Source organism: Silanimonas sp., assembly GCF_027530345.1.
Taxonomy (GTDB): Bacteria; Pseudomonadota; Gammaproteobacteria; order Xanthomonadales; family Xanthomonadaceae; genus Silanimonas.
Genome location: NZ_JAPZQK010000018.1, coordinates 1 through 26,131 on the forward strand (window position 1 = coordinate 1; position 26,131 = coordinate 26,131).

Annotated in this window: 29 protein-coding genes; 19 read left to right on the forward strand and 10 right to left on the reverse strand. The window is 66.8% G+C overall.

The features are described 5' to 3' along the window. Window positions 1-221 precede the first annotated feature (221 nt). A complete protein-coding gene (locus O9255_RS09135; RefSeq protein ID WP_297866548.1) occupies window positions 222-845 on the forward strand; it encodes a hypothetical protein in 624 nt (207 codons plus the stop codon). Between the two features lie 13 nt (window positions 846-858). Here O9255_RS09135 and O9255_RS09140 read toward each other — a convergent pair whose 3' ends face one another. From O9255_RS09140 to O9255_RS09160, 5 genes are read right to left on the reverse strand one after another with little or no spacing between them, the layout of a single operon-like run. Further along, window positions 859-1,986, reverse strand: coding sequence for a sterol desaturase family protein (locus O9255_RS09140; RefSeq protein ID WP_297866549.1), 1,128 nt, complete (start codon window positions 1,984-1,986; stop codon window positions 859-861). Further along, entirely contained in the window at window positions 1,979-2,626 is a 648-nt protein-coding gene (locus O9255_RS09145) for a lysoplasmalogenase (protein ID WP_297866550.1), read from the reverse strand. The genes O9255_RS09140 and O9255_RS09145 overlap by 8 nt, the downstream gene beginning before the upstream one ends. A gap of 5 nt (window positions 2,627-2,631) precedes the next feature. Beyond that, window positions 2,632-3,285, reverse strand: coding sequence for a DUF2058 family protein (locus O9255_RS09150; protein ID WP_297866551.1), 654 nt, complete (start codon window positions 3,283-3,285; stop codon window positions 2,632-2,634). Between the two features lie 6 nt (window positions 3,286-3,291). Next, a complete protein-coding gene (locus O9255_RS09155; protein ID WP_297866552.1) occupies window positions 3,292-3,522 on the reverse strand; it encodes a SlyX family protein in 231 nt (76 codons plus the stop codon). After that, window positions 3,509-4,867 (reverse strand): UDP-glucose/GDP-mannose dehydrogenase family protein, encoded by a 1,359-nt coding sequence (locus tag O9255_RS09160; RefSeq protein ID WP_297866553.1) that lies wholly within the window; start codon window positions 4,865-4,867, stop codon window positions 3,509-3,511. The genes O9255_RS09155 and O9255_RS09160 overlap by 14 nt, the downstream gene beginning before the upstream one ends. A 193-nt stretch (window positions 4,868-5,060) precedes the next feature. On the opposite strand from O9255_RS09160, the gene O9255_RS09165 reads away from it, so the two are divergent. The 3 genes from O9255_RS09165 to O9255_RS09175 are packed head-to-tail and all read left to right on the forward strand — an operon-like array spanning window position 5,061 to window position 7,838. Next, window positions 5,061-5,822 carry a glycosyltransferase family 2 protein gene (locus O9255_RS09165; RefSeq protein ID WP_297866554.1) on the forward strand — a complete coding sequence of 254 codons (762 nt, stop codon included), beginning with the start codon at window positions 5,061-5,063 and terminating at the stop codon, window positions 5,820-5,822. Further along, window positions 5,819-6,169: a lipid-A-disaccharide synthase N-terminal domain-containing protein gene (locus O9255_RS09170; RefSeq protein WP_297866555.1), complete on the forward strand. Its 351-nt coding sequence runs from the start codon at window positions 5,819-5,821 to the stop codon at window positions 6,167-6,169. Before O9255_RS09165 ends, O9255_RS09170 begins: the two co-directional genes overlap by 4 nt. Further along, a complete protein-coding gene (locus O9255_RS09175; protein WP_297866556.1) occupies window positions 6,156-7,838 on the forward strand; it encodes a glycosyltransferase family 39 protein in 1,683 nt (560 codons plus the stop codon). Before O9255_RS09170 ends, O9255_RS09175 begins: the two co-directional genes overlap by 14 nt. Window positions 7,839-7,908: 70 nt before the next feature. Here the strand turns inward: O9255_RS09175 and O9255_RS09180 are convergent, their stop codons facing one another. Continuing rightward, complete coding sequence (locus tag O9255_RS09180; protein ID WP_297866557.1) at window positions 7,909-8,691, reverse strand: FKBP-type peptidyl-prolyl cis-trans isomerase; 783 nt, start codon at window positions 8,689-8,691, stop codon at window positions 7,909-7,911. 88 nt (window positions 8,692-8,779) lie between these two features. Then, window positions 8,780-9,301 carry a DUF3429 domain-containing protein gene (locus O9255_RS09185; protein ID WP_297866558.1) on the reverse strand — a complete coding sequence of 174 codons (522 nt, stop codon included), beginning with the start codon at window positions 9,299-9,301 and terminating at the stop codon, window positions 8,780-8,782. On the opposite strand from O9255_RS09185, the gene O9255_RS09190 reads away from it, so the two are divergent. Next, window positions 9,300-9,800 carry a nuclear transport factor 2 family protein gene (locus O9255_RS09190; RefSeq protein ID WP_297866559.1) on the forward strand — a complete coding sequence of 167 codons (501 nt, stop codon included), beginning with the start codon at window positions 9,300-9,302 and terminating at the stop codon, window positions 9,798-9,800. The two genes, O9255_RS09185 and O9255_RS09190, sit on opposite strands and share 2 nt — an antisense overlap. Window positions 9,801-9,804: 4 nt before the next feature. Here O9255_RS09190 and O9255_RS09195 read toward each other — a convergent pair whose 3' ends face one another. After that, window positions 9,805-10,326, reverse strand: coding sequence for a glutathione peroxidase (locus tag O9255_RS09195; RefSeq protein ID WP_297866807.1), 522 nt, complete (start codon window positions 10,324-10,326; stop codon window positions 9,805-9,807). Window positions 10,327-10,505: 179 nt separating this feature from the next. Here O9255_RS09195 and O9255_RS09200 point away from each other — a divergent pair, with 179 nt between their 5' ends. From O9255_RS09200 to O9255_RS09235, 8 genes are all read left to right on the forward strand, one after another. Beyond that, window positions 10,506-10,754: a hypothetical protein gene (locus tag O9255_RS09200; RefSeq protein WP_297866560.1), complete on the forward strand. Its 249-nt coding sequence runs from the start codon at window positions 10,506-10,508 to the stop codon at window positions 10,752-10,754. Continuing rightward, on the forward strand, window positions 10,754-11,125 hold the full coding sequence (locus O9255_RS09205; RefSeq protein WP_297866561.1) for a GntR family transcriptional regulator: 372 nt from the start codon (window positions 10,754-10,756) through the stop codon (window positions 11,123-11,125). Before O9255_RS09200 ends, O9255_RS09205 begins: the two co-directional genes overlap by 1 nt. Continuing rightward, complete coding sequence (locus O9255_RS09210; RefSeq protein WP_297866562.1) at window positions 11,122-11,982, forward strand: ABC transporter ATP-binding protein; 861 nt, start codon at window positions 11,122-11,124, stop codon at window positions 11,980-11,982. Before O9255_RS09205 ends, O9255_RS09210 begins: the two co-directional genes overlap by 4 nt. Further along, a complete protein-coding gene (locus O9255_RS09215) occupies window positions 11,979-12,941 on the forward strand; it encodes a hypothetical protein (protein ID WP_297866563.1) in 963 nt (320 codons plus the stop codon). Before O9255_RS09210 ends, O9255_RS09215 begins: the two co-directional genes overlap by 4 nt. A 57-nt stretch (window positions 12,942-12,998) precedes the next feature. Continuing rightward, window positions 12,999-13,886, forward strand: a complete 888-nt coding sequence (locus O9255_RS09220) for a DUF4097 family beta strand repeat-containing protein (protein WP_297866564.1) — start codon at window positions 12,999-13,001, stop codon at window positions 13,884-13,886. Between the two features lie 29 nt (window positions 13,887-13,915). Then, the gene (locus O9255_RS09225) at window positions 13,916-14,284 is read left to right on the forward strand and encodes a hypothetical protein (RefSeq protein ID WP_297866565.1); all 369 of its coding nucleotides are present in this window, start codon (window positions 13,916-13,918) and stop codon (window positions 14,282-14,284) included. 177 nt (window positions 14,285-14,461) lie between these two features. Next, complete coding sequence (locus tag O9255_RS09230; protein WP_297866566.1) at window positions 14,462-14,590, forward strand: hypothetical protein; 129 nt, start codon at window positions 14,462-14,464, stop codon at window positions 14,588-14,590. A 2-nt stretch (window positions 14,591-14,592) separates the two neighbouring features. Then, the gene (locus tag O9255_RS09235; protein WP_297866567.1) at window positions 14,593-15,135 is read left to right on the forward strand and encodes a hypothetical protein; all 543 of its coding nucleotides are present in this window, start codon (window positions 14,593-14,595) and stop codon (window positions 15,133-15,135) included. An 88-nt stretch (window positions 15,136-15,223) separates the two neighbouring features. Here O9255_RS09235 and O9255_RS09240 read toward each other — a convergent pair whose 3' ends face one another. After that, window positions 15,224-16,045 carry an alpha/beta hydrolase gene (locus O9255_RS09240; protein ID WP_297866568.1) on the reverse strand — a complete coding sequence of 274 codons (822 nt, stop codon included), beginning with the start codon at window positions 16,043-16,045 and terminating at the stop codon, window positions 15,224-15,226. A gap of 124 nt (window positions 16,046-16,169) precedes the next feature. Between O9255_RS09240 and O9255_RS09245 the strand changes: the two genes are divergently transcribed. Then, window positions 16,170-17,234 (forward strand): OmpA family protein, encoded by a 1,065-nt coding sequence (locus O9255_RS09245; protein WP_297866569.1) that lies wholly within the window; start codon window positions 16,170-16,172, stop codon window positions 17,232-17,234. Between the two features lie 77 nt (window positions 17,235-17,311). On the opposite strand, the gene O9255_RS09250 is transcribed toward O9255_RS09245, so the two are convergent. After that, a complete protein-coding gene (locus O9255_RS09250) occupies window positions 17,312-18,691 on the reverse strand; it encodes a M24 family metallopeptidase (RefSeq protein ID WP_297866570.1) in 1,380 nt (459 codons plus the stop codon). A 136-nt stretch (window positions 18,692-18,827) separates the two neighbouring features. Here O9255_RS09250 and O9255_RS09255 point away from each other — a divergent pair, with 136 nt between their 5' ends. From O9255_RS09255 to O9255_RS09275, 5 genes are all read left to right on the forward strand, one after another. After that, window positions 18,828-19,313 (forward strand): pyridoxal-phosphate dependent enzyme, encoded by a 486-nt coding sequence (locus O9255_RS09255; RefSeq protein WP_297866571.1) that lies wholly within the window; start codon window positions 18,828-18,830, stop codon window positions 19,311-19,313. A 433-nt stretch (window positions 19,314-19,746) separates the two neighbouring features. Further along, window positions 19,747-22,095 carry a DEAD/DEAH box helicase family protein gene (locus O9255_RS09260; protein ID WP_297866572.1) on the forward strand — a complete coding sequence of 783 codons (2,349 nt, stop codon included), beginning with the start codon at window positions 19,747-19,749 and terminating at the stop codon, window positions 22,093-22,095. A gap of 46 nt (window positions 22,096-22,141) precedes the next feature. Next, window positions 22,142-22,684 carry a hypothetical protein gene (locus O9255_RS09265; RefSeq protein ID WP_297866573.1) on the forward strand — a complete coding sequence of 181 codons (543 nt, stop codon included), beginning with the start codon at window positions 22,142-22,144 and terminating at the stop codon, window positions 22,682-22,684. Between the two features lie 79 nt (window positions 22,685-22,763). Continuing rightward, window positions 22,764-24,197, forward strand: coding sequence for an ATP-binding protein (locus tag O9255_RS09270; RefSeq protein ID WP_297866574.1), 1,434 nt, complete (start codon window positions 22,764-22,766; stop codon window positions 24,195-24,197). Further along, window positions 24,194-26,113 (forward strand): N-6 DNA methylase, encoded by a 1,920-nt coding sequence (locus O9255_RS09275; protein ID WP_297866575.1) that lies wholly within the window; start codon window positions 24,194-24,196, stop codon window positions 26,111-26,113. Before O9255_RS09270 ends, O9255_RS09275 begins: the two co-directional genes overlap by 4 nt. Window positions 26,114-26,131: the final 18 nt, after the last annotated feature.

Genomic DNA, 26,131 nt, shown 5'->3' on the forward strand with positions numbered 1-26,131 from the left:
GGCAATGGCGACCGCCTTTTGAGGATCAGGGGCGCTTGCGCGCCCACTTTTTTGTAGCGCGGATCAAAACAATCGACTTTGCGGCGACTTCGCCAGACCAGAACTGCCGCCGGAAACAGAGTTTTTCAACGGAATAGGTCGACCTCGGCCGGTCACGTTCTTGTCGGTTGTGGGCAGTTGGATTGCCAACGCTGGGCAGTTCTCTTGGCGAAGCCGCTCAGTTGTTCTGGCAAGAACTGTTCAAGTGGCTGGCAATACGAACCCAGGGTTTCGTCACCGAGGACGGCCATCGCAGCCCGTGGTCGCACGCGTTCCTGTTCACGGGCGAGCGCGCCGACGGCCATCACTGGGTGATCGAATCCGACCTCGATCTGCGTTCGCGCAACCTCCGCCTCGGAGCGCAGGAGAACCGGATGGAGCGCTACTTCGACGATGAGGCCTACCCGAACCTCGCCGTGCTGGACTTCGGCCTCGATGCCGACGCCACGCGGCGCGTGCTGTGCCAAGGCCTCGACCTCGTCGCCGGGGCCTCGCATTACTCGCTCAAGGAGATCTTGGGCACGCTGTTCGCTCTGCCGTCGGCCTCGCTCCGCCGTCGCCGCAATCTTCTCGCCTCGGAAGGCGCCCTCTACTGCTCGGCGATGGTGCAGCACTGCTTCGAGGCGATCGACCTGCGCTTCCGCCCGCACATCGACGGCAAGAACCTCACGCCCCACGACATCGCCCGCGCCGAGCTCCCGCACACGGCATGGCAGCTGCTGCGCGAACCGCAGCCGGGGCGGAAAACCCGCCTGCGTCGCTACCGCGAAGCCGGGAAGACACTGCTCGCGGCGCTCTCGGCCTGAGGCTGGCGAGGCCTCAGGCCAGGGCCGCGATGAACCCCATGGCCATCAGCACCCAACGCAGCGCTTCCAGCGGTTTGGCCCAGGGTTTGCGTTCCATGAGCGCCCCCAGCACCACGAGGCTCGCCACGAGGCCCAAGGCGTAGCCGCCGGATTGCCACGCCGGCATCGCACCGGCGCTGACAAGGAAATGCACCGCCGGTACCAGCAGCAGCGCGAAGTTCGCCAGCACGTAGGCCGTCAATGCGCGCGATACCGGCGGGTCGTACTCCTCTCGAGCGATCTCGAAGGCCGGCTTCGGATCGATGGCCTGCAGGTCTGCAGGACGCCAGCCTGGCTTGCCGAACCAGAGCCGCAGGCGGTCGCGCCAGCGGGCCGTGCGCCAGGTGTCGCGCCAGAGCGCCGCGTACACCTCGAGATTGGCCCAGAGCGGATTGAAGCTGCGCAGCGGGGCGCGCGTGCCGTAGACGACCGGATCCGTATCGTCTTCCTCGACGAAAGTGCCGAACAGCCGATCCCACAGGATGAACAGGCCGCCGTAGTTCTTGTCGAGGTAACGCTCGTTCATCGCGTGGTGGGCGCGATGGTTCGAGGGTGAGGCGAAGACGCGGTCGAACCAGCCCAGCTTCGGCACCAGCTCGGTGTGGATCCAGAACTGGTACAGCAGGTCGATCACCGCCACTACCGCGAACACCTCGAGCGGAAACCCGAGCACGGCCATCGGCAGGTAGAACACCCAGCCGAGCAGCGCGCCGCTGCTGGTCTGCCGCAGCGCGGTGGTGAGGTTGTAGCGCTCGCTCTGGTGGTGCACCACGTGCGCGGCCCAGAGCAGGTTCACCTCGTGGCCGGCACGGTGCAGCCAGTAGTAGCAGAAGTCGTAGAGCACCAGCCCGGCGATCCACACCCAGGGGCTGGTGGCGGAGAGTTCGAACAGCGCGACGTGCTCCACGGCCACGGCGTAGATGCCGATGGTGAGCGCCTTGGTGAACACGCCGGCCACCTGCGACATCACGCCGAGCGACAGGCTGGCGATGGCGTCGTTCACGCGGTAGACGGCGCGTCCCATCACGCGGGCGGCAACGAGTTCGATGCCGATCAGCAGGAAAAAGGCCGGGATAGCCCAGAACATGATGGCCTCAGCCATGGCGCGCCTCCGCCGCGATCGAGCGGGCGATGCACCATTGGGCGGCCCAGTAGGTGGCGAGCACCCACAGCGAGGCCAACGGCACGGCGGACGCGAACCGGTCCCAAGCGAGCAGGCCGTCGCTGAGGACGAACAGCGCGCCACCGACCGCCAAGCCGGCTCCCCCGCGCTCGCGGGCACCGAAGGCGAACGCCGCCATGCCGGTCAGCACGACGACGTACGCGATCACCGCTCCCTGCATGGGGCCCGGCACCTGGGGCAGAAGCAGGGAGAGCACGCCCGCCGCGAGCAGGCCATAGCCCAGCCATGCGAGCGCGACCGCCTTGGGCCGGCCGTGGCGAAAAAACGCAACGATGTAGGCAAGGTGCGCCAGCAGGAAGGCACCGAGTCCGACCACGAACGCGTCGATGGGCAGCATCAGCGCGACGTCGCCCACCAGCGAGAGCAGCAGGCCGGTGATCACCCCGGGGCGGAGGCCATGGGGGTCCTCCGAGCGCCAGGCGAACGCGATGAGCAACAGGGTCGTGACCGGCTTGAACACGTAGTGCAGGCCGAGACCGGCCGGTGCCGACAGGGCACCCGCGATGGCGAGGACGGCCGACGCCGCGATCCATCCCCGCCACTGACGATCCCGAAGCATCCGGCTCACCAGACGAGGTCGTCGGGCACCTGGTACTGCGGATCGGCGTACTCGTCGCTGCCGGGCGGCGCGTTGGGATCCACCTCGAGCGCCACCGCGTCGGGAAAGAGCGCCTTCGCTTCGGCCAGCACGGCCGCCGTCACCAGAAGGTAGCGCCCGTTGCTCTGCACCACGCCGAGCTCACCGGCATTGAGGGCCTTCAGCTGGTCGGGCGTCACGTGGATGCGCTTGATCTTGCCGCCGTAGGGGAAATGCCGCGCATGTTCGGCAGCGGCATCGTTGAGCGCCTTGCCCACGAGGAAGGCATCCAGCTTGGCCTTCGCCTCGCGGCGGACGCGCGCCGCCTCCTGCTTGGCCTGTTCCGCGGCGATGCGCTCACGCTTCTCGGTCTCCGCGCGCAGCGCGTAGGCCTTGGCGAGATCGATCTCCTCCTGCGTGCGCGGCTTGCCACCGCCACGCTGGTCCGGGCGCGGGCCACGGGGGCCGCGTCCGTCGCGGGGTGCGCCCGGCTTGCCACCGCCGGGCTTCGCAGCTTGCGGGCGTTCGCCGCCCGACGGCCGATGCTCGCGCTTGGGTTCGGGCTTGCGCTCGGTGCGCTCGGGCTTCGGCGCGGCCTTGAAGCCGAGGCCGAGCAGCTGGTCTTTCAGGCTGTCACTCATGGCGGATCAGTAATGCGGCGGCGGCGGCTCGCTGGCCGGATCGGCCATCAGCGCACGGCGCAGTTGCTTGAGGTCGTCGAGCACGCGGGTGAGCAGCTCGCGGTTTTTCTGGCCTTCGATGCGCGCATCGGCGAGGGCTTCGGAGAGCTCCTGCATCGCGTGCTCCTGGAAGGCCAGGCGGGTTTCGAGTTCGGTGAGCCGGCGGTCGGCAGTGGTGTCGCGGTCAGGGCTGGGCATTCGGCTTCGGGGCAAGGAGGCTGCGCCCCCGGCCGATGCCGTAGTACGCGAGGCCTGCTTCTTCCACTTCCTTCGGGTCGTAGACGTTCCGGCCGTCGAAGACGACGCCGGCCTGCAAAGTGTGCCTCAAAGCGTCGAAGTCCGGGCTCCAGAAGGCCTTCCACTCGGTGACGACGACCAGCGCGTCGGCCCCCGCGAGCGCCTCCTCGGGCGTCGGGCACAGCGTCAGGTCCCCGCGCTCACCGAAGATCCGCCGGGCTTCGTCCATCGCCTCGGGGTCGTGCGCCCGCACGCGGGCGCCAGCGTCCCAGAGCTGTTGCAGCAGCAGGCGACTGGAAGCTTCGCGCATGTCATCGGTGTTGGGCTTGAAGGCGAGGCCCCAGACCGCGAAGGTGCGGCCACGCACGTCGCCACCGAAATGCCGCGCGATCAGCTCGAACAGCTTGCCCTTCTGGCGGTCGTTGACGCCCTCCACCGCCTCGAGGATGCGCGCGTCGTAGCCGTGCTGCCTTGCCGTACGTTCCAGCGCCTGGACATCCTTCGGAAAGCAGCTGCCGCCGTAGCCGGCACCGGGATAGATGAAGTGCCAGCCGATGCGCGGGTCGCTGCCGATGCCGTGGCGCACGGCTTCGATGTCGGCCCCGACGCGCTCGGCGATGTTCGCCATCTCGTTCATGAAGCTGATCTTCGTCGCCAGCATGGCGTTGGCGGCGTACTTGGTCAGCTCGGCCGAACGCTCGTCCATGACGATGACGCGCTCGTGGTTGCGGTTGAACGGGGCGTAGAGCCGCTTCATCTTCTCGATGGCGCCGGTATCGCGGCTGCCCAGGATGATGCGGTCGGGGCGCAGGCAGTCGGCGACGGCCGCGCCCTCCTTCAGGAACTCGGGGTTCGAGACCACGTGGAACTCGACGTCGGCCCCCCGGGCGGCCAGCTCGGCGGCCACGACCTCGCGGACGCGATCGGCGGTGCCTACCGGCACGGTGCTCTTGTTGACGATGACAGTGGGCTGGGCGATGTGCCGGCCCAGAGTGCGCGCCACCGCGAGCACGTGGCGCAGATCCGCGCTGCCGTCCTCGTCCGGGGGCGTGCCGACCGCGATGAAGACGATCCGCGCGTGGGCGATGGCGGTTTCCGCCTCGGTCGTGAAGTCGAGGCGGCCCGCCCGGTGGTTGTTGCGCACCAGTTCGTCGAGGCCAGGCTCGAAGATCGGGATGCGGCCCTCGCGGAGACCGGCGATCTTCGCGGCGTCGACATCGACGCAGACCACCTGGTGACCGACCTCGGCGAGGCAGGCGCCGGTCACCAGCCCCACATACCCCGTTCCAAACACGCTGACGCGCATGCACCGCTCCGAATGGCTGAACGCAGGCTGCACTCTAGCGGCCGAAGGTGTCGATTTGCAGCGCGCGCGAAGGGCAATCCGGGCGCCAACCCGGGGGGCAACCGCGATTGCGTCTCATCGCCCGTCTCCTTAAGGCATTCCAGTCCCCGGCTGGCCTAGACTTGGCGCCCACGTTCCTGATCCCGCTGGCCCCATGAGTGAACCGCAAGCCCACCGCCTCCCCTTGAGCGTCGTCGTCCCCGCTTTCAACGAACAAGGCAATGTCGGTCGGCTGGTCGACGAGGTGGCTAAGGCCCTTCGCGGCCGGCTCGCCTTCGAGATGGTGTTCGTCGACGACGCTTCGAGGGACGGGACGTTGGAGGAGCTCCGGCAGGCCCAGCAGCGCCATCCGGAACTCCGCGTGCTCTCCCATGCGCAGCAGAGCGGCCAGAGCACGGCGATCCGCAACGGCATCAAGGCCGCGCGCGGCGAGTGGATCGCCACGCTCGACGGCGACGGGCAGAACGACCCGGCCGACATCCGCCTGCTGCTCGCCACGCGCACCATCTCCGACGCCGACACCAAGTGCTTCGCCGGCTGGCGCACCACGCGGCGCGACAACGCCGGCAAGCGCATCAGCTCGCGCGTCGCGAACGCCGTCCGCGCCCGCCTGCTGCGCGACGCCACACCGGACACCGGCTGCGGCCTGAAGCTGTTCGAACGCGAGGCCTTCCTCGACCTGCCCTACTTCGACCACATGCACCGCTACCTGCCTGCGCTGTTCCAGCGCGCCGGCTGGAAGACGGTGAGCGTGCCGGTGAACCACCGCGAGCGCGGCGCCGGCACGTCGAAGTACACCAACTTCGGCCGTCTGCTCGTGGCCTTTGCCGACCTGCGCGGCGTGATCTGGCTGATCCGCCGCGCCAAGCGCACGGCGATCAAGGAATTCCCGGCTGCGGAGTCGAAGCGCGCATGAACCAGGAAATCCTCTGGCTCGATTGGACCGGCATCCACATCACGCCGTGGAAGCTGATCGGCTACCTCGGCGCGCTGATGTTCGGCGGACGCTGGCTCGTGCAGTTCGTCGCCAGCCGCCGCGCCGGCAAGCCGGTCATTCCGCGCCTGTTCTGGTACATGAGCATCCTCGGCAGCCTGATGGTGCTGTCCTACTTCCTGTTCTCCGACAAGCGCGATTCCGTCGGCGTGCTGCAGAACCTGTTCCCCACTTTCACGGCCTGCTACAGCCTGTGGCTCGACATCCGCCATCGCGGCTGGGACAAGGCCGGCGCGTCCAGCAGCGAGGATTCCCGTGCTTCGTCGTGAGCGCCGGCTGCTGCTCTGGCTGCTCGCGGCCTTCCTGGTGCTGGGCGCCGGCATCGGCCTGCGCGAACCCACCCCGCCCGACGAACCGCGCTTCGCGATGATGGCGCAGGACATGGTCGACACCGGCAACTGGCTGGTGCCCCACCGTGGCAGCGAGATCTACGCCGAAAAGCCCCCGGTCTTCATGTGGATGCAAGCCAGCGCCTACGCCGCGGTCGGCGATCTCCGCATCGCCTTCCTGCTGCCCTCGCTGCTGGCCGGCGTGCTGACGCTGTGGCTGGTCTACGACCTCGCGCGGCGCCTCTGGGGGCCGCAAGCCGGCATGGCCGCATCGGTAGCGTTGGCGCTGTGCCTGCAGTTCGGATTGCAGGCGAAACGCGCGCAGATCGACATGGTGGTCGTGGCCATGATCATGGGCGCGGTCTGGGCTATGGGGCGGCACCTGTTCCTCGGCCACTCGCCCCGCTGGATGTGGTTCGGCGCCTTCCTCGCCGGCCTCGGCACGGTCACCAAGGGGGTTGGCTTCCTGCCCCTGCTGATGCTGCTGCCGGCCTTCATCCTCGAACGTCGCGGCGCCCTGCCCCTGCCGGACGCCTCGCGCGGTCCGTGGCGGGTGCGCTGGTCGCTGGTGCTGCCGGCCTTCCTCGCCGGCACGGCCGTGTGGCTGGCGCCGATCGCGCTGGAGGTGCTGCGCAACCCCAATCCGGAGTTGAAGGCCTACGTCGCCGAGTTGCTCTTCAAGCAGACCGGCGAGCGCTACGTCAACGCGTGGCACCACATCAAGCCGTGGTGGTACTACAGCGAAGTGGTCGCTTCCTTGTGGATGCCGGGCGCATTGCTGCTGCCCTGGCTGGTGCCTGCGTGGTGGCGTCGAATTCGCGAAGGCGATCCGGCGACGATCACCCTGCTCGCGTGGGTGGTCATGGTGCTGCTGTTCTTCTCGGCCAGTCCGGGCAAGCGCGGCGTCTACATCTTCCCGGCGCTGCCGGTGCTGTGCGTGGCCGCGGCTCCCCTGCTCGCCTCCCTGCTGGAACGCGCCGGCGTGCGGCGCACCCTGTTCGGCTACGGTCTGTTCCTCGCGTCGCTGATGGGCGTGGTCGGCTTGGCCGGGCTCGTGGGGCCCGAGGCCTGGTCGGCGAAGCTGGCCGAATCCCGCGGCATCGCCGACGGTGACGTCCAGACCGTGTTCGCCGGCTTCCTTGTTGCGGGGGTGCTCGGCCTTGCGGCGATGGGCATGACCCGCACCCGAAGGGTGGTTCCGGGCCTGCTGGCCGTCACCGCCATCGTCTGGACCACCTACGGCCTCATATTGCGGCCTGCGTTGGACCCGAGCAGCTCGGGCCGCACGGTGATGGCGGCCGTGGCGGAACGTCTTCCGGCGGATGCCGAGCTGGCGCTGGTCGCGTGGACGGAACAGATGCGCTTGCAGGCCGACCGCCCCGTGACCGATTTTGGCTTCAAGGCCTCCGGCAAGGCGCAGTGGCGCTCCGGGGCCATCTGGCTGGCCGAGGCGCCGGCCACGCGCTGGGTGCTCGCCCGCGCCGACACGGTGCCGGAGTGCGTGGATGCCGCGCAGGTGATCGCCGTGGGGCTGTCGAACCGCCGCGCCTGGGCGCTGGTGCCCGGTATGGCCGTCGCGCCACGCTGCAACGCCAACGATCTCGACTGAGCCACGTCGCCCCGGAAAACAGAAAGGCCGCGGCGAACCGCGGCCTTTCCATCACAGCGTGGCGAGCGGTTTACTGGGCCGGCGTCGCGGCGTCCTGCTTGACGATCTCGAGCAGCTCGACCTCGAACTTCAGCGTGGCGTTCGGCGGAATGTCCTGACCGGCGCCGTTCGGGCCGTAGGCCAGCGCGGCCGGGATCCAGAACACGTACTTCGAGCCCACCGGCATCAGCTGCACGCCTTCCGTCCAGCCCGGGATCACGCCGGCCAGCGGGAACGTCGCCGGCTCGTTGCGGGCGTAGGAGCTGTCGAACTCCTTGCCGTCGAGCAGCGTGCCGCGGTAGTGCACCTTCACGGTGTCGGCGGCGGTCGGCTGCGCGCCGGCGCCAGCGCGGACCACCTGGTACTGCAGGCCGCTCTCGGTCGTGCGGACGCCGGCCTTGGCCTTGTTCGAGGCCAGGAAGGCTTCGCCTTCGGCGAGGTTCTTCGCGCCCTGCTCGGCGATCAGCGCCGCCTGCTTGCGCTGCATGAACTGGCCGAAGGCCATGCCCACTTCCTGTGCCTGAGCGTCGGTCATGAGCTTGCCTTCACCGGAGAGGCCGGCCTGGATGGCCTTGGCGAGCGTGGCCGGATCCACGTAGTCCTTCACCTGCTGCAGGCTGTTCGCCATCTGCAGGCCGATCATGTAGCTGATCTTCTCGTTGTCGGTCCGCAGGCCTTCAACGGCCGGGAGCTGCAGCGTGGCCGGGCCTTCCGCCGGGGCCGGGGCGGCGGTCGGGTTCTGGGCGAAGGCCGGCGCGGCGAAGACGCAGAGGCCCAGCAGGGCGGTGGCGGCCAGGGAACGGGTGTTCAGCATGGGGGAACGGACTCCATCAGTCGGAACCGCCACGGACGCGGCGGGCCGCCGATTGTGGCCTCGAAGGCGGGCTTCGGCAATGCGCGGCTCAGGCCGGCGCGAGCCCACCGCCGAAGTGCCAACACAGCCCCATGGCCACCCCGTGGGCGGCGATTACCGCCGCGGAGATCCGCCGGCGCAGCTGGCGGAAGCCCGGCGTCGCGGGCAAGGCGTCGGCGCGGGTGTCGAACCACAGGGCCAGCCCGAAGCCGACGGCGAGCGCGGCCAAGGCGTAGAGGGCGGGCAGGAACAGGGCCGGGAAGGCCCACAGGCTGGGCAGCACGGCGAGCACGTAACCTTGGGCACCGGCCCCCGCGCTCATCACCCGACCCCAGCGCACCCCACCGAGGAAGCTGAGGATCACCGCCGAGTAAACGAGGAAGGCCTTGCTGCCGATCGCCAGAGGGCGCGGCTCGCCGAGCAGGCCACCCGCGCCCCAGGCCACCAGGGCCGCGAGGAAAGGCAGCAGGCCCGACCACGTCAACCACACCGCGGCACTCGGCAGCGGCGGCTGGTAGAGGTCCTGTACCGTCATGTACTCCCGACGTGCCTCGCGCTCCAATCCGCTCATGGATACCTTCCAAGCCCTCGATGCGGCACGACGCCGCCACTCGCATCCTCCCGCAGCCGGCAGCGACGCGGAAGCCCGCGCCCTCGATGCCTTCGCAGCGTTCTTCTCCAGCTTCGCGCCCGACCGCATCGAACGCCTGCTGCCCGCGACCTATGCCGAGGACATCTGGTTCAACGACACGTTGAAGACGGTCGTCGGCCGCGAGGCCCTCGCGCACTACCTGCGCGAGAGCGCCGAGGCCGTTGAACACTGCCGCGTCGAGATCATCGACAGCACGCGCAATCCGGAAGGCGAATACCTGCTGCGCTGGCGCATGGTGATCCGCTTCAAGCGCTTCAAGAAGGGCCAGGACACGGAGAGCATCGGCCTGTCCCACCTGCGCTTCGACGCGGACGGCCGCGTCGTCTACCACCAGGACTACTGGAATGCGGCGGAAGGACTCTTCCGCCACATCCCCGTGCTGGGTTGGATGATCGAAGCCGTTTTGAAGCGCGTCTGAGGCCTCAGGGCTTCGGCGCGGCGATCGCCTTTTCGATGGCCTCGACGATCTCCGGCGCATCCGGCTTGGTGCGGCTGCCGAAGCTGGCCACCACCGAGCCGTCGCGGCCGATCAGATATTTGTGGAAATTCCAACCGGGCTGGTCACCGGTTGCCGCGGCCAGCTCGCGATAGAACGGCGTGGCTTCGGCGCCGCGCACGACGACCTTCTCGAACATCGGGAACTTCACGCCGTAGGTCAGCGTGCAGAATTCCTGGATCTCCGACTCGCTGCCGGGCTCCTGGCCCATGAAGTCGTTCGACGGGAAACCGAGCACCGCGAAGCCCTGCGCGGAATACTTCTGGTGCAGGGCCTCCAGGCCTTCGTATTGCGGCGTGAGGCCGCATTTGCTGGCCGTGTTCACCACCAGCAACACCTGCCCGGCATAGGCCTGCGCGAGGTTGACGCGATCTTCCCCGGCCAGACGTCGGAACTCGTGGTTCAGCACCCCGGCTTGCGCGCCACCCGCAAACGCGCCCGCGCCCATCCCGACCACCAGCGCCAGAGCGCCGATCCAAGCCTTCATTGCCTTCTCCTCGGTGGAACCGGCCGCTGCCGGTCTATGCCATCAGTTTGCTCATTCTCCGTGTTCGGGGTGTTGACGGGCCGAAAACTGGTGTTATAGTTACCTACACCACCACCCACCCACCTCACTGAGGTCCCGCCATGAACACCCGCCTCCGCAACAGCCTGAGCGCCCTGGTCCTCGCCGCCGGCGTGACCTCGCTCGGCTACGCCCTGGGTGAACCGCCCCGCCCGGGCAGCCTGGCCGCCAATGCCAGCCAGCAGGCCGTCGCCGCCATCGCGCAGGTCGACGCCCGGGCCGGCCAGACCACGGCTCGCGCCGGCGCCCGTTCGCCGCACGCGGTGCCCTTCTTCTCCTTCGGAAAGCGCGCCAGCGCGGGAGCCCCGTGATGAGCATCGCCTGGAGCGACAGCACGCCGATCTATCGGCAACTCAAGGAGCGCGTCGTGGCCATGGTGCTCGACGGTGAGCTGAAGGAAGGGGATGCCCTCCCCTCGGTGCGCCAGGTGGCCGCCGACTACCAGCTCAATCCGATCACCGTGTCACGCGCCTATCAGGAACTGGCCGACGAGGCCTTGGTGGAAAAACGAAGGGGACTGGGGATGTACGTCATCGATGGAGCTCGGGAAAAACTGCTCGCCTCCGAGCGCGAGCGCTTCCTGAAGGAAGAATGGCCGCAGGTGCTGGCCCGCATCGAGCGCCTCGGCCTGAAGCCCGAGCAGCTGCTCGCGGCCAAGCCGATCAACGGAGTCCACGCATGAGCGCCATGACTGTCTCCGCCCGCGGCCTGGCCAAGCGCTACGGCAAGTCCATCGCCGTCGACCGCATCGATTTCGACATCGCCCCGGGGCGCATCGTCGGCCTCATCGGCCCGAACGGCTCCGGCAAGACCACCACGCTGAAGGCCATGCTCGGCCTGATCGACTTCGAAGGCGACATGACGGTGCTGGGCCACGACCCGCGCACACAGCGCGACGCCCTGATGAAGGACGTGTGCTTCATCGCCGACGTCGCCGTACTGCCGCGCTGGATCAGCGTCGCGCAGGCCATCGACTTCGTCGCCGGCGTGCACCCGCGCTTCAACCGCGAGAAATGCCAGGCCTTCCTCGCCCACACCAAGCTCGACCCGAAAATGAAGGTCAAGGCCATGTCCAAGGGCATGATCGTGCAGCTCCATCTGGCACTGGTCATGGCCATCGACGCCAAGCTGCTGGTGCTGGACGAGCCGACGCTCGGCCTCGACATCCTCTACCGCAAGCAGTTCTACAAGGACCTGCTGGAGCGCTACTTCGACGAGGAGAAGACGATCATCGTCACCACCCACCAGGTGGAGGAGATCGAACACATCCTCACCGACCTCGTGTTCATCCGCGACGGCAAGCTGGTGCTGCAGGCGACGATGGACGACGTGGGCGAGCGCTTCCACGAAGTGATGGTCGGCAGCGACAAGGCCGAGGCCGCCCGCGCGCTCAAGCCCATCGACGAGCGCAGCGTCTTCGGCAAGACCGTCTTCCTGTTCGACGGCCAGCCGCGCGACCGCCTGGCCGAGCTGGGCGAACTCCGCACCCCGGGCGTCGCCGACCTGTTCGTCGCCACGATGAAAGGAACCTACGCATGAACACCTTCCCAACCCTGTTGAAGCGCGAATTCTGGGAGCACAAGGGCGGCATGCTCTGGGCGCCCGTGGTGGTCGGCGGGCTGATGCTCGGCGCAGGAGCTGCGAGCATGTTCATCGGCCTCGCAGCCAAGACGGGCGGCATCCATGTCAATGGCGAGAACATCGTTATCGACGGCGCCAACATCTCGCAGGCGACCCAGACGCAGATGGCCGAAGGCTTGGCGTTCGCGATTATCCCGTCGATGGCGCCGCTGGCGGCCGTACTCGCCTTCGTGCTGCTGTTCTACGCGCTGGGATCGCTCTTCGACGACCGCCGCGACCGCAGCGTGCTGTTCTGGAAGTCGATGCCGGTCTCGAACACCGCCACCGTCCTCTCAAAACTCGTCTCGATGGCGCTGGTAGCGCCACTGATCACCGCACTTGTGGGTATCGTGGTCGCTACGTTGGTGGCTCTATTGGCCGCACTGTCGTTGTCTGCCTTCGGCGTCAGCGTATTCCAGGAACTGCTGACCACCGGCGAGTTCTACCTGGCGCCGCTCGCGGTGTTGGCGGTGATCCCGGTGTACGCGCTGTGGGTGTTGCCGAGCATCGCCTGGTGCATGGCCGTCTCGGCCTGGGCCAAGCGCGCGCCCTTCCTGTGGGCAGTGGGCACCCCGGTGCTGGCGGGCATCCTGCTCTCCTGGCAGCAGGCGATGTTCGACCGCGACCTCGGCGCCGACTGGTTCTGGGAGAACATCGTGGGTCGGCTGTTCGGCAGCTTCCTGCCCGGCATGTGGTTCGCGTTCTCCGGGAACGCGGAGCGCGTGGACGACTTCCAGCCCACCGAACAGAGCGTGTTCGAACTGGTGTCGATGAGCTATGCCAGCCTGACCTCGCCCTCGCTGTGGATCGGCCTGGCCGCCGCCGCCGCCCTCATTGCCGTCGCCATCCGCCTGCGCCGCTGGCGCGAAGACGCCTGATGCCCTCCGGTGCCCGGCTTCGGCCGGGCACCCAGCCCCCGAGTCGGAGTCCGAACGATGTCCTTCAAGAGCCCCCGCCCCCTGCTCCGCCCCTTGCTGCTCGCAACGGCCTGCGTCCTTGCCTTCCCCTCCATGGCCGCCGACCGTTGCGAGCACTCCCGTTCCGAAGCGCCTGCGCTGGATTTCACCGGCGTCAGCCGCGTCGTGGTCGAGATCGGCGCAGACGAGCTCACCGTGACGCCGGGTGCACCGGCGCTGTCCATCAAGCACTGCGGCTCGACCGCCGAGCGAGCGGCCGATAGCCGGATGACCGTCGAACGGCGTGGCGACACCTTGCACATCGCGAGTCGCAACAGCTCGATCACGATCTACGGCCTGTTCGGCACCGACGTTTACACCTGGCGCGAGATCAGCCTTTCGCTGCCCGCCGATATGCCGCTGTCGCTGGCCGTCGGTTCGGGCGATGCGGCACTTACGGGGCTTTCCCGCATTGATGTCAATGTCGGCTCGGGCGACGTGGCGCTGCGCCAGGTCGGGCGCGTCGAGGGCGACGTCGGTTCCGGCGACCTCGTGGTCGACGGTGCCACCGCGGTGGCCGTGGAGGTTGGCTCGGGAGACGCCGTACTCAAGCGCGTGCAGGGTGATGTGCGCGCCAGCGTCGGTTCCGGTGACGTCGACATGCTCGATGTCGGCCCCATCGCCTCGCTGTCTGCCGGCAGCGGCTCGATCAGCGTCGAGGGCGTGCGCGGCGATGCCCGCATCGCCTCCGTCGGCTCCGGTGACATCGCCCTGCGCGGCGTGCGCGGCGCCGTGCGCATCGACAGCGTCGGCTCCGGCGATGTCGAGGTCGAGAACGTCGATGGCGACGTGGTCGTCGCCGACCGCGACACCCTCGAGAACATCGACACCCGCGGCATCCGCGGTCGCGTCGTCATCGGCGGCTGACCCTTCAACTCCCATTCCGAGGAATCCCCATGCGCCTCTCGCGACTGTCCCCCATTGCCCTCGCCCTGACCTTCGCACTCGCCGGAACGGCCTGCGGCGAGCAGGCGCGCAGCACCGCCCAGCAGATCGCTGACGAGACCCGAAAGAGCGTCGCCGAAGCCACCGCCGCGGGCGGCGAAGTCGACAAGGCCCTGGCCGAAGCCAGCCGCAAGCTGCAGGAGGAAAACCTCTCGCTGCAGGTGGACGGCGGCGGACCGAAGGCCGAACTGACGCCGCAGGGCGACCTGCTCATCAACGGTACGGCCGTGCCCTTCACCCCCGAGCAGCGCGAAGCCGCCCTGGCCTACCGCAAGGAAGTGCTGGCCGTGGCCGAGGCCGGCATGGCCATCGGGCGCTAGGGCGCCGCGATCGGCGGCGAAGCGGCCGCCCTCGCGATCGAGAGCATCTTCGGTGGCAACGCCGAGGGCGCCGAGGCCCGCATCGAGGCCGAAGCGAAGAAGATCGAGGCCGCCGCACTCGCGCTCTGCACCCAGGTCGAAGGCCTCGAGGTCGCGCAGGAGCGCCTGACCGCCCTCGTGCCCGAGTTCGCCCCGTACGCCAAGAGCATCAACGTCGATACGGACTGCAAGTCGGCTTCGGACGACACCGCTGCCGAGCCCGCCGCACCCGCGGAAGGCGAGGCCGAAGCCACCGTCAGTTCCTGACGATGGCGCTCTCCGTCGGTGGCTGGCGTCTGAGGCTCGCCGCGTTGGCGGCGGGCCTTGTTGCCTTGCACCTGGGCTGGGAGTGGTCGCAGGGCGGCATCGCCAGCCATCACTTCCTTGCCGACGCTTCGATGCCGTCGATCTCGAACGCGTGGGGCCTGCTGTGGCTGCCCTTGCTGGCATTCCTGTACGCGCCCTCCATCCGCCGGCGCGCCATCGGCGCCGGGCTTCGCCCGCGCTGGCGTCCCGGCATCGTCGCCGGGCTCATCGGCGGCCTCGCGGCCGGCGCTGCCATTGCCACCTTCGTGATCGTCCGACCCGACATCGACGGGACGTGGATCCTCGGCAGCCTGCTTGCGCTCTCGCTGGCGTTCCCCGTCTGGCGCGGTGAGATCGTCCTCGGTTTCCTCGCCGGGTCGATGGTGGCGATCGGCGCCATCCTGCCCTCGATCTTCGCTTTCGCGTTCGCCACGATCTCCGTCGTCGTGCACCGGGGGCTCGTCCCCGGCCTGAAGCACCTCTGGAAGCGCGCCTCAGGCCGCTGACGGCGGGCGATGCTCGGCGCACCACCGCTACCACGAGATGCCGGACGCGTTATCGCGCCCGACTAACGGCTGCAGCAGCGCATCGCACCTACTTGGCCAAGAACGCCAACAACGCCGCGTTGAATTCCTTGGCGTGACTCACATTGCAGCCGTGGGGAGCGCCCTCCAACAGCACCAGCTCGCTGCCGGTGATCGCCTTGTGCGTGCGTTCGCCCGAGCCCTGGAACGGCACCGTGGCATCGCCTTCCCCATGCAGCACTAGGGTGGGTACCGTCACCTTGGCCAGATCTGATCGGAAGTCGGTGGTGGCGAAGGCCTTCATGCAGCCCAGCGCCGCCGTCTGGTCCGACTGTTCGCAGATCGCGATTGCTTGCTGGCGCTGTGCTTCGGTCACCTTCAACTCGCCTTTGACCGAGAAAAACGTGGTGGTGAATTTGTCGAAGAACGCGGCGCGGCCGGCCTTCAGGCCCGCTTCCTTTTCCTGTGCAGCTTCGGGCGTCAGCGGCCCGTCGGGATTGTCAGTGCTTTTCATCAGGCAGGGCGGCACCGCCGACGCGAACACCACGCTATGCAATCGCGTTTCGCCATGGTTGGCGATGTAGCGAGCCACTTCGCCGCCGCCCATTGAGAAGCCGATCAAGCTGACGTTGTGCAAGTCGAGGTCTTCAAGAATGCCGGCCAAGTCGGCCGCCAGCGTGTCGTAGTCGAAACCGGAGTCCGGCTTTTCCGAACGGCCGAAACCTCGGCGGTCATAGGCGATGACGCGATAGCCGGCGTCGCGAAGCGGGCCGACTTGGTCCGCCCAAGCCTCGCCCGAAAGAGGCCAGCCATGGATCAGTACAACCGGGCGGCCGTTGCCGCCGCTGTCTTCGACATGCAGCGCGGCACGATTTACGTTTGGGGGGCTCATGGGATGACACCTGCGTGGCCATTTGGCCTGGGGGGAATTCGAGACTCACCCTTCGGACATGCCGGTGGAGTGAGGACATGCTCCGGTATGCTCGGGGACCCCCTGCTGCAGCGAGAAAATCACTATGCGTCAGAGCCATCTACTGATCGTCAGCGCCTCGTTGGCACTAATGTTGGCTGCGTGTCAGAAGGAACCGGCGGCAGCGCCCGACGCGCCCGCCAACGAGCCGGCACCCGTCGCGGCACCCACCGCGCCTGCAGCAGCCCCTGTCGCACAGGTGGTCGACGTACCCGCTGTAGTCGCAGATACCGGTTTCAGCGTGGACAAGGTGGCGATCTCGACAGCACCGCTGCCACCGTTTCCGTTCTTCGACATTCCCGATGGCCTGGTCGCGAAGATCAAGGACGACAGCAGCACCGTTGACTTCGGACGCCATTTCTTTCTCGCCGGGAAGAAATTGATTCCGGTCGAAGGTCGGCTGTACCACAACAGCATGAGTCTGATCTCGCAGGACAAGAGCCGCGAGTACACGCCTCTGGAATTCCATCGCAATTATGAGAACGCGATTCAGGCTCTCGGCGGCGCGAAGATCAACGAAACGCAGTTCACCCGGCCCATCGTCGACGAAGTCGGCGGCCTGCGCGAAGTCAACAAGTTCTGGCACAGCCCGCCGCCCACGAGCGGCTACGAGCACCACAGCTATCTGATCCGCACTGCCGACAAGGAGTACTGGATCCACGTCGGAACGTCGGCCGCAGGCAAGACCGGGCACATCGTCGTTCTCGAGAAGACCGCGATGACCCAATCGCTCGGTTTTCTCGATGCCGCCGCGATGAAGTCCGCACTGGACGCCGATGGCCGCGTCGCGCTGTACATCAATTTCGATACCGACAAGTCGACGCTGCGGCCCGACAGCCAGGCCGTGATCGCCGAAATCAAGACGCTGCTCGATTCGAACGCGGATCTGAACGTGTCGATCGAGGGCCATACCGACAACACCGGAAGCGCGGATCGCAATCGCCAGCTCTCCAGCGAACGGGCGCGCAGCGTGTTGGATGCGCTGGTGGGTCTGGGTATCGCGCCTTCGCGGCTGAGCGCAAATGGCTTCGGTTCGGACAAGCCGCTGGCCGACAATGTCGATGAGGCAGGTCGCGCGAAGAACCGCCGGGTCGAACTGGTGAAGCTCTGAGCGGGACCGCTCGGGCACCGACAAAAAAACGCCGCTTTCGCGGCGTTTTTTTTTGCTGCACACACCCGCTGCGCGGTTCAGCGCACCACGTGCCACTGCGTCTGCCGGCCGGCGAGGTAGATCACCCGCTCGCCGTCGAACAGCGCGCCCTGCTCCAGCTTGATGCGCACCCACTGGCCGCCCCACTCCGGCACGGCCTGCGCGATGTTGCCTTCGATGGCGTACACGGTGTTCGCGTGAAGCGGCCACTCGCCGGTGTCCGCGTTGAGGCCCGGGTTATCCCACATGCCGATGGTCGGCCCCGGCGCATGGCCGAAGAAGCCCAGCGGATGCGTGTAGGTGTTGCTGATGATGTCGGCCTTCGCCGCAGCGTCGCGGGTGCGCTGGAGGATGTCGTTGCCCGTGCGGCCAGCGACGAACTGCGTCGTGAGCAGATCCTGCCAGCGGTTGCCGGTGGCGAGCGCGCGCACGAGGCCCGCTGGCACGTCGGTTTCGCCCGGCTTCGGCACGTAGGCCATTTCCTGCGTGTCGGTGCAGAGCTTCAGGTAGCAGATGCCGACGTCGGTATGCAGCACGTCGCCCGGGCGGATCACGCCGCTCTCGCCGCAGAACGGGTTCTCCGCGTCGCAGGCCAGGCCTTTTCGCTGCAGGTTGACGTCGGGCATGAACCAGATCGGCAGACCCATCGACTCGAAGCGTTCGCGGATGTACCAACGCACATCGTCGGTGGTGGTGACGCCGGGCGTGATCACCCGCGCGCTGAAGGCTTCCGCGATCACGCCACGGGCGATGCCCATGATGTGCGGATAGGCCTCGAGCTCACCCGGCGAGCGCGTTTCCAGCCAGCGGATGACCAGATTTTCGGCGGGTACGAGGCGTTCTTCGAAACCGTCCGGCAGCACGTCGCGCAGGCGCTTGTCGAGTCCAGCCGTCAAGCCATCCGCAACCGGCCAGTGGCGCGAGACGTTGATGCCGATGCGTTTCGGGCCCTTCTCTCCGATGAGTTTACCGAGTGCCGCCCACTGTTCGTCGAGGTTGCCACCCGACCACGCCGACTCGTAGGGCGCACCGAGCGGGTAGCGATTCACCGCGAGCCGCTCGACCGTGCCGTCGGGCTTGCGGTGGAACACCAGCATCGTCGTGCGTCGCGCCGCGAAGCTCGGCTGCGGTACCAAGGTGAAGTACACGGGATCTTCGGCGTACTCGCGGTTCAAAACCAGCCACATATCGAGCTCGGCCTCGGCCATCAGCTTCGGCAGCAGGGTCTCGATGCGCTCGGTGAGCATGCGATTCTCGGGCTCAATTCGGGCCCGCGGCGCCAGCACTGCGAAGTCGTCGGCGGAATCGATCACCCGGCCCTGCGCAGGCGTCGTCGTCGAGGCCGCGGCGGCGGACAGCGTTGGCACGAGGGCCAGCAGGGTGGCGGCGAACAAGGTGGAGCGGATCGGCAAAGGCATCGGCAGGTCTCCAAGGGTCGGCCCTCGATCCTACCGCCCGGCCGCGTGACGGCCGGGGCTTCTGGTGCGGGTACCGCCGCCGGGCCGGCGTCCTGATCAGAACCTCCAGCTCGCGCGGGCGTACCAGAACGCGCCGTTGCTGCCGATCGGCGACCACCTCATGGACCAGTTCACCTACGCCGAGCGGGCCACCGACTGGCGCGTCAACAACGACATCGCCGAGTCGATCCTCGAGCAGCTCAAGCTCGAGCGATACCCGTGCCTGAGCTGGATCGTGGTCTCGGCCGGCACCGGCGGCACCGCCGCGACGATGGGCCGCTACATCCGCTACCAGCCCACGCGCACCGCCTGCACGCGGCTGGCCGTGGTCGACCCCGAGCACTCGGTGTTCTTCGACGCCTACAAGGACCGCAAGCGCTGCCACCGCCTGCCGCACAGTTCGCGCATCCAGGGCACCGGCCGGCCGATCGTCGAGGCCAGCGTCCTGCCCGACACCATCGACCGGATGATCAAGGTGCCCGACGCCCTGAGCCTAGCGACGATGTGCGTGCTTGCCGGCCCATTGGGGGCGCCGGGTCGGTGGCTCCACCGGCACCAACTTCGTCGGCGCCGGCCGAGATGAAGGCCAAGGGCGAGTCTGGCGCCGTGGTGACGCTGATCTGCGACGATGGAGAGCGCTATCTCAACACCTACTACGACGATGCCTAGGTGGCAGCGTATAGGCATTCGCTGGAGACCCACACGCACGCCGTGGGCAGCGCCGTTCGCGGGCAAGGTTTCACTCTGACGGTGGAACTCGCTGCAATCGCCTGACGAACGTGTGACGAGCGCGGGGCTCAGTCCATCGACATCCCGAGGGCGTCGCTGGGGTGGTCCAACAGCATGCTTCAGTGCCTGGCCCGGCCCACCGTACACTTGCAGCGCGTGAAGAACGAACGGACGCTAGGACAGGACGATAGGGCCGGAGCATGGCACTCAACGAAGAAGAGACGCGCTACCACCTGATCGACCCCATCCTGCGCGCGTAGGGCTACGACGACCCGCAACGCATCCGCATGGAAACCCCAGCGCCCGTCGAGCCCACGGGGCCCAAGGGCCGACGCCGAAGCGGCGGTGGCCGGACGGACTACCTGCTCTGCGTGCAGGTCGGTGCGATGCCCAAGCCCCTGCCCGTGGCCGTGCTGGAAGCAAAACGCGAAAACGCCGCCCCCCTCGCCGGCATGCAGCAGGCCAAGAACTACGCCGACTGCAAGCGCTTTGACGTGCAGTTCGTCTTCGCGACCAACGGGCACCTTTACGGCGAGTTCGACAAACCCAGCGGCCTTCAGCACGGACCGAACCCACTGGCCGACTTCATCACCCACGTAGACCTCTGCCAGCGGTACGCCGACGCCAAGGGCATCGACCTTGCGTCGCCCGAGGCTGCCCTGCTCTTCCAGGCCGACAGCCCCGCGTGGGCCATCAGCCGCTACTACCAGGACGCCGCCATCCGCGCCGCGTTCGAGAAGATCATCCTCGCGACGCAGGCTGGCACGGCGCCGCGCGTCCTGCTCACGCTGGCGACGGGCGCCGGCAAAACCATCATCGCGACCAATCTACTCTGGCGGATGTCGCAGGCCGGCCTGCTGCCGAAGCCGGCGCTGTTCCTATGCGACCGCGACGAACTGCGCGAGCAGGCCTATTCGAAGCTCAAGGCGGCATTCGGAGGCAATGCGCGCATCGTCCACACCGAGCGCGGCAAGAACGCCGCCGCGAATGCCCGCATCCACATCGCCACCTACCAGACCTTGGGCATCGACGAGGACGGCGACGGCAGCTTTCTCACCGACAACTACGGCGAAGACGCCTTCAGCGTCATCATCATCGACGAGTGCCACCGCTCGGCGTGGGGCAAGTGGTCGCAGGTGCTCACCCGCAACCCGAACGCCATCCACATCGGCCTGACCGCCACGCCGCGCAAGCTCACCCCGCCGAAGCGGTCGAAGACGAGCGCGGAAGTCGATAACGCGATCGCCGCCGATGAGGCCCTTACCGCGCACAACGTGCACTACTTCGGCGAGCCAGTGTACGAGTACACGCTTGCGCAGGCGCAGGAGGACGGCTACCTGGCCGCTTGCGAGATCGTCAAGCGCAAAGCCGACATCGACGCGCGCGTTTTCACCGCCGAGGAGATCCTCGCGGCCAAGGTGCGCGACCTGAAAACCGGGCGGCTGTTGACCGCCAACGACCTCTCCAAGGCCCGCTACACCGGCAATGACTTCGACGACGAGCTGTTCATCGACCTGCGCACACCGGCGATGTGCGCCGACCTGTTCAAGCTGCTGTGCGAGCACGGCGGCCCGGAGCAGAAGGTCATCATTTTCTGCACGCGAGACCTGCACGCCGACCGCGTGGTGCAGCAGATGAACAATCTCTACGCCCAGTGGTGTAAGGAACACGGGCGCACGCGCAAGGACGACTACGCCTTCAAGTGCACCGCCGAGGGCGGCGCCGAGAAGATCGACATCATGCGCGGCAGCGGCGAGCGCGCCTTCATCGCCTGCACCGTCGATCTGCTGGAAGCTGGCGTCGACATCGAGCGCCTGAACGCCGTGGTGTTCTTCCGCTACCTGCAGTCGGCCATCAAGTTCTACCAGATGGTCGGGCGCGGCACGCGCATCCATGAAGAGACGCAGAAATACAAGTTCTGGCTGTACGACTACACCGGCGTCACCGATCTGTTCGGCACCGAGTTCATCACCCGGCCGCGGCCGTCCGGCAGCGGCGATGGCTCGGGTGGGGCCGGCACCGACGGCGAAGGCGGCGGCATCGACGGCGATCCCGTCACGCCGATCCCGGCGCTGCGCTTGAGCGAAGGCGAGCGCGTGGTCGTCAACGCGCAGGGCCGCTTCATCCTGGCCAATCGCAACGGGCAGGCCACGCCGATCCCGGTGGACGAGTACCGCCGCGAGGTGATCCATCGCGTGCTGGCCGAGGCGCACAGCCTCGACGAGTTTCGCCGCCTGTGGGTGACCGCGCAGAAGCGCCGCCAGCTCATCAACCACCTGCTGGGCGAACATCTGAGCCCGGAGGTGATCCGTGAGGTCGACGCCATGCAGGAATTCGACCTCTACGATTTCTTCGGCAAGCACGGCTACCATGCGCGCGCGCTAAAGCGAACGCAGCGCGGCGAGGCCTACCTCAGCGGCAACGCGGGCTGGTTCTCAGCCATGAACCCGAAGGCCGCGATCGTGCTGCGCGGCCTCGGCGCGCAGTTCGCCAAGGGCGGAACCGACGCGCTGGAAACCGACAGCCTTTTCGACGTGCCGGAGATCGCGCAGGCCGGTGGCCTTCGCGCACTGCGGGCAATCGGGAATCCGGCGAACGTGATGCAAGAAGCGAAGATGAGGTTGTTTTGGGCATGAAGCTGGTACCACTTTCAAGCGTTGCTACGGTGCAGTTGGGAAAAAAATGCTTTCCCCAAAGGCGAAGACGGGACGCAGTTACTACCGCTACCTCAGAAATACGAACGTGCAATGGAACCGGTTCGAGCTTACCGATCTTGCTCAGATGGATTTCTCTCCGGCCGAGCGAGCGAAGTTCGCGCTTCGCTCCGGAGACTTGCTTGTTTGCGAGGGAGGTGAGCCGGGGCGTTGCGCAGTCTGGAGAGGTGAAATCGACGACTGCTATTTTCAGAAGGCGTTGCACCGTGTCCGACCTTTTGAGGGTAAGGCGGATAGCGATTTTCTGTGCGCGTGGATTAGACACCAAGCTTTTTCTGGCGCATTCGTTGATCAGAATGCAAAGACAACCATCGCTCACTTGCCTCAAGTCAGACTCGAGAAGCTAGGCGTACCCGACGTTGGGATCGATGAGCAGCGCCGCATTGCTCTCAGGTTGAGGAAGCAGCTCGCCGAAGCCGACGCCATCGCCAAGGCCGCTGCCGAGCAGCTCGCCGAGATCGAGCGCCTGCCGCAGCGCCTGTTCGCCCGGGCCTTCGGCGAGGCTAGCTGATCCGATTTACCCCGCTCTGCCCCGCCCGACCCGCGTGCTAAGGTTAAGCACAGAAAACTGTGCTTAACTCTATTTCGTCATGAAAGATGTTTCCAATCAACAGGTTGCCGAGCATCTTAAGCGCCTGAACCCGTGGTGGCAGAGCGGCGCGATGGACCAGACCACGCTCGAGCTTCGCCCCCGGGCCTACCTCGACCCGGTGCGCCAGCTGCTGCTCGAACCGCGGCTGCGTCGCGCCGTGGTGCTGCTCGGCCCGCGCCGAGTGGGCAAGACCATCCTGATCCGCCACCTCATCGCTGACCTACTGCAGCGGGGAGTACCCGCAACGCGCATCGCCTACGTTGAGATGGATCATCCGCTGCTGCACGGGCAGTCTCTGGACGCGCTGATCCGGCAGATCGAGGAGGCCGCGACCGGCGGCGACGGCACGCGGCATCTGTTCTTCGACGAGATCCAGTCGCACAAAGACTGGGAGAAGCACCTGAAGCCGCTCGTCGACCACCGGCCTGAGCTGCGTATCCTCGTCTCGGGCTCGGCCGCGGCCGCGCTGAAGCGGCAGAGCACAGAGTCCGGCGCGGGGCGCTTCACCGATTTTCTGCTGCCACCGCTCACCTTTTCCGAGTACCTGCATCTGCGGCCCGAGCCGCCGGCCATCCGCGAGGAGACGCCGGGCCTGTATCTGCTCGAAGACATCGCTCGGCTGAACGCGCAGTTCGTCGAGTACGTCAACTACGGCGGCTACCCGGAGCTGGCGCTGTCGCCGGCGGTGCGCGGCAATCCGGAGCGCTTCGTCAAGTCGGACATCGTCGACAAGGTGCTGCTGCGCGACCTGCCCCAGCTCTACGGCATCAAGGACATCCAGGAGCTCAACGCGCTGTTCACCCTGCTGGCCTTCAACACCGCCGAGGAAGTGTCGTTCGAGCAGCTTTCGCAGCGCAGCGGCGTGGGCAAGCAGACCATCCAGAAGTACATCGAGTACCTCGAGGCGGCCTTCCTGATCAAGCGCGTGTTCCGCGTCGACCAGGACGGCAAGCGCTACCAGCGCGAGCGAAACTTCAAGGTCTATCTCACCAATTCAGCGATGCACACCGGCCTGTTCGGAGCCAAATCCGCGGACGACCCGGAGTTCGGCCATCTGGTCGAAACCGCGCTGTTTGCGCAGCGCTTCCACGAGGACGCGCGCCTGAACTACGCGCGCTGGGGCAGCGACGACAGCGAGGTCGATCTGGTCGAGTGTTCTCAGGCGCTCAAGCCGGTGGCCGCACTCGAGATCAAGTGGAGCGACAAGTACGCCGAACGGCCGGAGGCCCCCAAAGGGCTGATGAAGTTCGTGCGCGCCAATCGCCTGCCCACCGCGTGGGCGACGACGCGCACCTTGGTGCGCCAGCAGTCCATCGACGGCGCCGAAATCCGCCAATGGCCCGCCGCGGCGCTGGCCTTCCACTACGGCGTTCGCGCCGTTCAGGGTCGCTTGGCCGGTTTCGAAGCACAGATCAAGGAAATCGTGACGTGAGCAAAGTGGCAAAGAATACGAAAAAGCCATCGAAAGGCATCGCCAGCGCGCAGTCCCTGTCGGCCTTCGTGAAAAGCATCTGTGATGTGATGCGCCGCTCGAACTGCGCGAGCGCACTGCAATACGTGCCGGAGCTGACGTGGATTCTTTTCCTGCGGATTCTGGATGCGCAGGAAACCCGTGAAGCCGAGCAGGCCGAGGCGCTGGGCACGACGTTCACCCCGGCCCTGCGCAGGCCCTATCGCTGGAAGGACTGGGCCGCGCCGTGGTCGGACGACACCGATCATCCGAAGACGCCGGAAGGCGACGCCGAGGGCTGGAAGCGGCAGGCGCTTTTCGCCGCCGGGGACGGCAAGCTCTTCGAGTTCATCAACCGCGAACTGCTGCCGCACCTTCACGGGCTGGATATCGACGTTCGCACCGGCCAGCCCAACCCGGCCGCCAGCGCGAAGCAGCGCATCATCGGCCGGATCATGACGGCCGTTGAGCGCGTTCGGGTGGACGATGAAGCCAACCTGCGCGACATCCTCGACAAGGTCCACGAGATCAGCATCGATGACATTGACGACACGCACTTCTTCACACTGTCGCAAGTCTACGAAGATCTGTTGCTGAAGATGGGCGAAAAGAACTCGGACGGCGGCCAGTTCTTCACCCCGCGCGAGGTGATCCGCGCGATGGTGCACACGGTCAACCCGTCGCTCGGGCAGACCGTGTACGACCCTTGCTGCGGCACCGGCGGATTTCTCGCCGTGGCCTACGAGCACATGGCACGAGGCCTTGGCGCTTCACCCGCCAGCACCGACATCGAGCGACTCAAGCACAAGACCTTCTTTGGCCGAGAGAAGGAAAACCTCGTGCTGCCGATTGCGCTGGCGAACCTTGTGCTGCACGGCATCGATCAGCCGAATCTGTGGCACGGCAACGCGCTGACCCGCCGCGCGACCTACGACGCGCTGTTCAAGCACGCGCCGGCGCAGTTCGACGTGATCCTGACCAATCCGCCTTTTGGCGGGAAGGAAGGCAAGGACGCGCAAAAACAGTTCGCGTTCGAGACGAGCGCCACGCAGGTACTGTTCATGCAGCGCATGCTTGCCGAACTCGCAACGGGCGGCACCTGCGGCGTGGTGCTCGATGAAGGCCTGCTGTTCCGCACCAACGAGAGCGCCTTCGTCGAGACCAAGCGCAAGCTGCTCGACGAATGCGAACTGTGGGCCATCGTCAGCTTGCCGGGCGGCGTATTCTCGACTGCTGGTGCCGGAGTCAAGACAAACCTGCTGTTCTTCACCAAAGGCAAGCGCACCGAACGCGTCTGGTACTACGACCTGTCGTGGGTGAAAGTCGGCAAGAAAATGCCGATGACCTTGGCCCACTTCGGTTTTGGCAGCAACGGTGAGCTGCTCAACGACGACGACCTGCCTGCCGCACTGATCGCCGATTGGCGTGCGGACGATAGCAACGCCGGAATGCCCTTTCCTAGCTATGCCCGTATGCTCTCGTCGCGTGGCGCCAGCCGCTACTCGTGGAGCGTAGATTTCGCAGAGCGCCGCGCCAACGCCCGAGAAGCGCTTGAGCCCTTGCGGGAGAACGCGGATCGAGAGAGGGCGCGAATCGTCGACTTGAAGGACGAGCTAAAGCGACTGAAGAAGGCGAAAGCGCCTCACGCGTCGATTCAAGCGGTAGAAGCCCAGATTGGTAACGCGGAAAAAACCGTGCGTGAGCTCGAAGCCGAAGCCGCAACGATCGATGCCGCAGTGTACGACCTCAAGGCAATCAACCCGAACGTGATTGCCACAGTTGATGAGCGCACCCCCGACCAGATCATCTCGAGCATCGCCGAGCTGGGAAAGACCGTGACGGATGCTTTGGCGAGGCTGAGAACGCTACTTCACGAAAACGAGAAGCAGGAGCCCTGAGGCCGATCGCTCTCGGGA

Bases quoted from the DNA above. Each gene is read 5' to 3' on its own strand.
- O9255_RS09200 (WP_297866560.1), top strand. From the start codon at position 10,506: ATGAACACCCGCCTCCGCAACAGCCTGAGCGCCCTGGTCCTCGCCGCC.
- O9255_RS09235 (WP_297866567.1), top strand. From the start codon at position 14,593: ATGGCGCTCTCCGTCGGTGGCTGGCGTCTGAGGCTCGCCGCGTTGGCG.
- O9255_RS09265 (WP_297866573.1), top strand. From the start codon at position 22,142: ATGCTTTCCCCAAAGGCGAAGACGGGACGCAGTTACTACCGCTACCTC.
- O9255_RS09240 (WP_297866568.1), bottom strand. From the start codon at position 16,045: ATGAGCCCCCCAAACGTAAATCGTGCCGCGCTGCATGTCGAAGACAGC.
- O9255_RS09185 (WP_297866558.1), bottom strand. From the start codon at position 9,301: ATGAGCGGATTGGAGCGCGAGGCACGTCGGGAGTACATGACGGTACAG.
- O9255_RS09140 (WP_297866549.1), bottom strand. From the start codon at position 1,986: ATGGCTGAGGCCATCATGTTCTGGGCTATCCCGGCCTTTTTCCTGCTG.
- O9255_RS09190 (WP_297866559.1), top strand. From the start codon at position 9,300: ATGGATACCTTCCAAGCCCTCGATGCGGCACGACGCCGCCACTCGCAT.
- O9255_RS09145 (WP_297866550.1), bottom strand. From the start codon at position 2,626: ATGCTTCGGGATCGTCAGTGGCGGGGATGGATCGCGGCGTCGGCCGTC.
- O9255_RS09260 (WP_297866572.1), top strand. From the start codon at position 19,747: ATGGAAACCCCAGCGCCCGTCGAGCCCACGGGGCCCAAGGGCCGACGC.
- O9255_RS09220 (WP_297866564.1), top strand. From the start codon at position 12,999: ATGTCCTTCAAGAGCCCCCGCCCCCTGCTCCGCCCCTTGCTGCTCGCA.
- O9255_RS09195 (WP_297866807.1), bottom strand. From the start codon at position 10,326: ATGGGCGCGGGCGCGTTTGCGGGTGGCGCGCAAGCCGGGGTGCTGAAC.
- O9255_RS09215 (WP_297866563.1), top strand. From the start codon at position 11,979: ATGAACACCTTCCCAACCCTGTTGAAGCGCGAATTCTGGGAGCACAAG.
- O9255_RS09160 (WP_297866553.1), bottom strand. From the start codon at position 4,867: ATGCGCGTCAGCGTGTTTGGAACGGGGTATGTGGGGCTGGTGACCGGC.
- O9255_RS09170 (WP_297866555.1), top strand. From the start codon at position 5,819: ATGAACCAGGAAATCCTCTGGCTCGATTGGACCGGCATCCACATCACG.
- O9255_RS09270 (WP_297866574.1), top strand. From the start codon at position 22,764: ATGAAAGATGTTTCCAATCAACAGGTTGCCGAGCATCTTAAGCGCCTG.
- O9255_RS09250 (WP_297866570.1), bottom strand. From the start codon at position 18,691: ATGCCTTTGCCGATCCGCTCCACCTTGTTCGCCGCCACCCTGCTGGCC.
- O9255_RS09205 (WP_297866561.1), top strand. From the start codon at position 10,754: ATGAGCATCGCCTGGAGCGACAGCACGCCGATCTATCGGCAACTCAAG.
- O9255_RS09210 (WP_297866562.1), top strand. From the start codon at position 11,122: ATGAGCGCCATGACTGTCTCCGCCCGCGGCCTGGCCAAGCGCTACGGC.
- O9255_RS09180 (WP_297866557.1), bottom strand. From the start codon at position 8,691: ATGCTGAACACCCGTTCCCTGGCCGCCACCGCCCTGCTGGGCCTCTGC.
- O9255_RS09155 (WP_297866552.1), bottom strand. From the start codon at position 3,522: ATGCCCAGCCCTGACCGCGACACCACTGCCGACCGCCGGCTCACCGAA.
- O9255_RS09245 (WP_297866569.1), top strand. From the start codon at position 16,170: ATGCGTCAGAGCCATCTACTGATCGTCAGCGCCTCGTTGGCACTAATG.
- O9255_RS09225 (WP_297866565.1), top strand. From the start codon at position 13,916: ATGCGCCTCTCGCGACTGTCCCCCATTGCCCTCGCCCTGACCTTCGCA.
- O9255_RS09150 (WP_297866551.1), bottom strand. From the start codon at position 3,285: ATGAGTGACAGCCTGAAAGACCAGCTGCTCGGCCTCGGCTTCAAGGCC.
- O9255_RS09165 (WP_297866554.1), top strand. From the start codon at position 5,061: ATGAGTGAACCGCAAGCCCACCGCCTCCCCTTGAGCGTCGTCGTCCCC.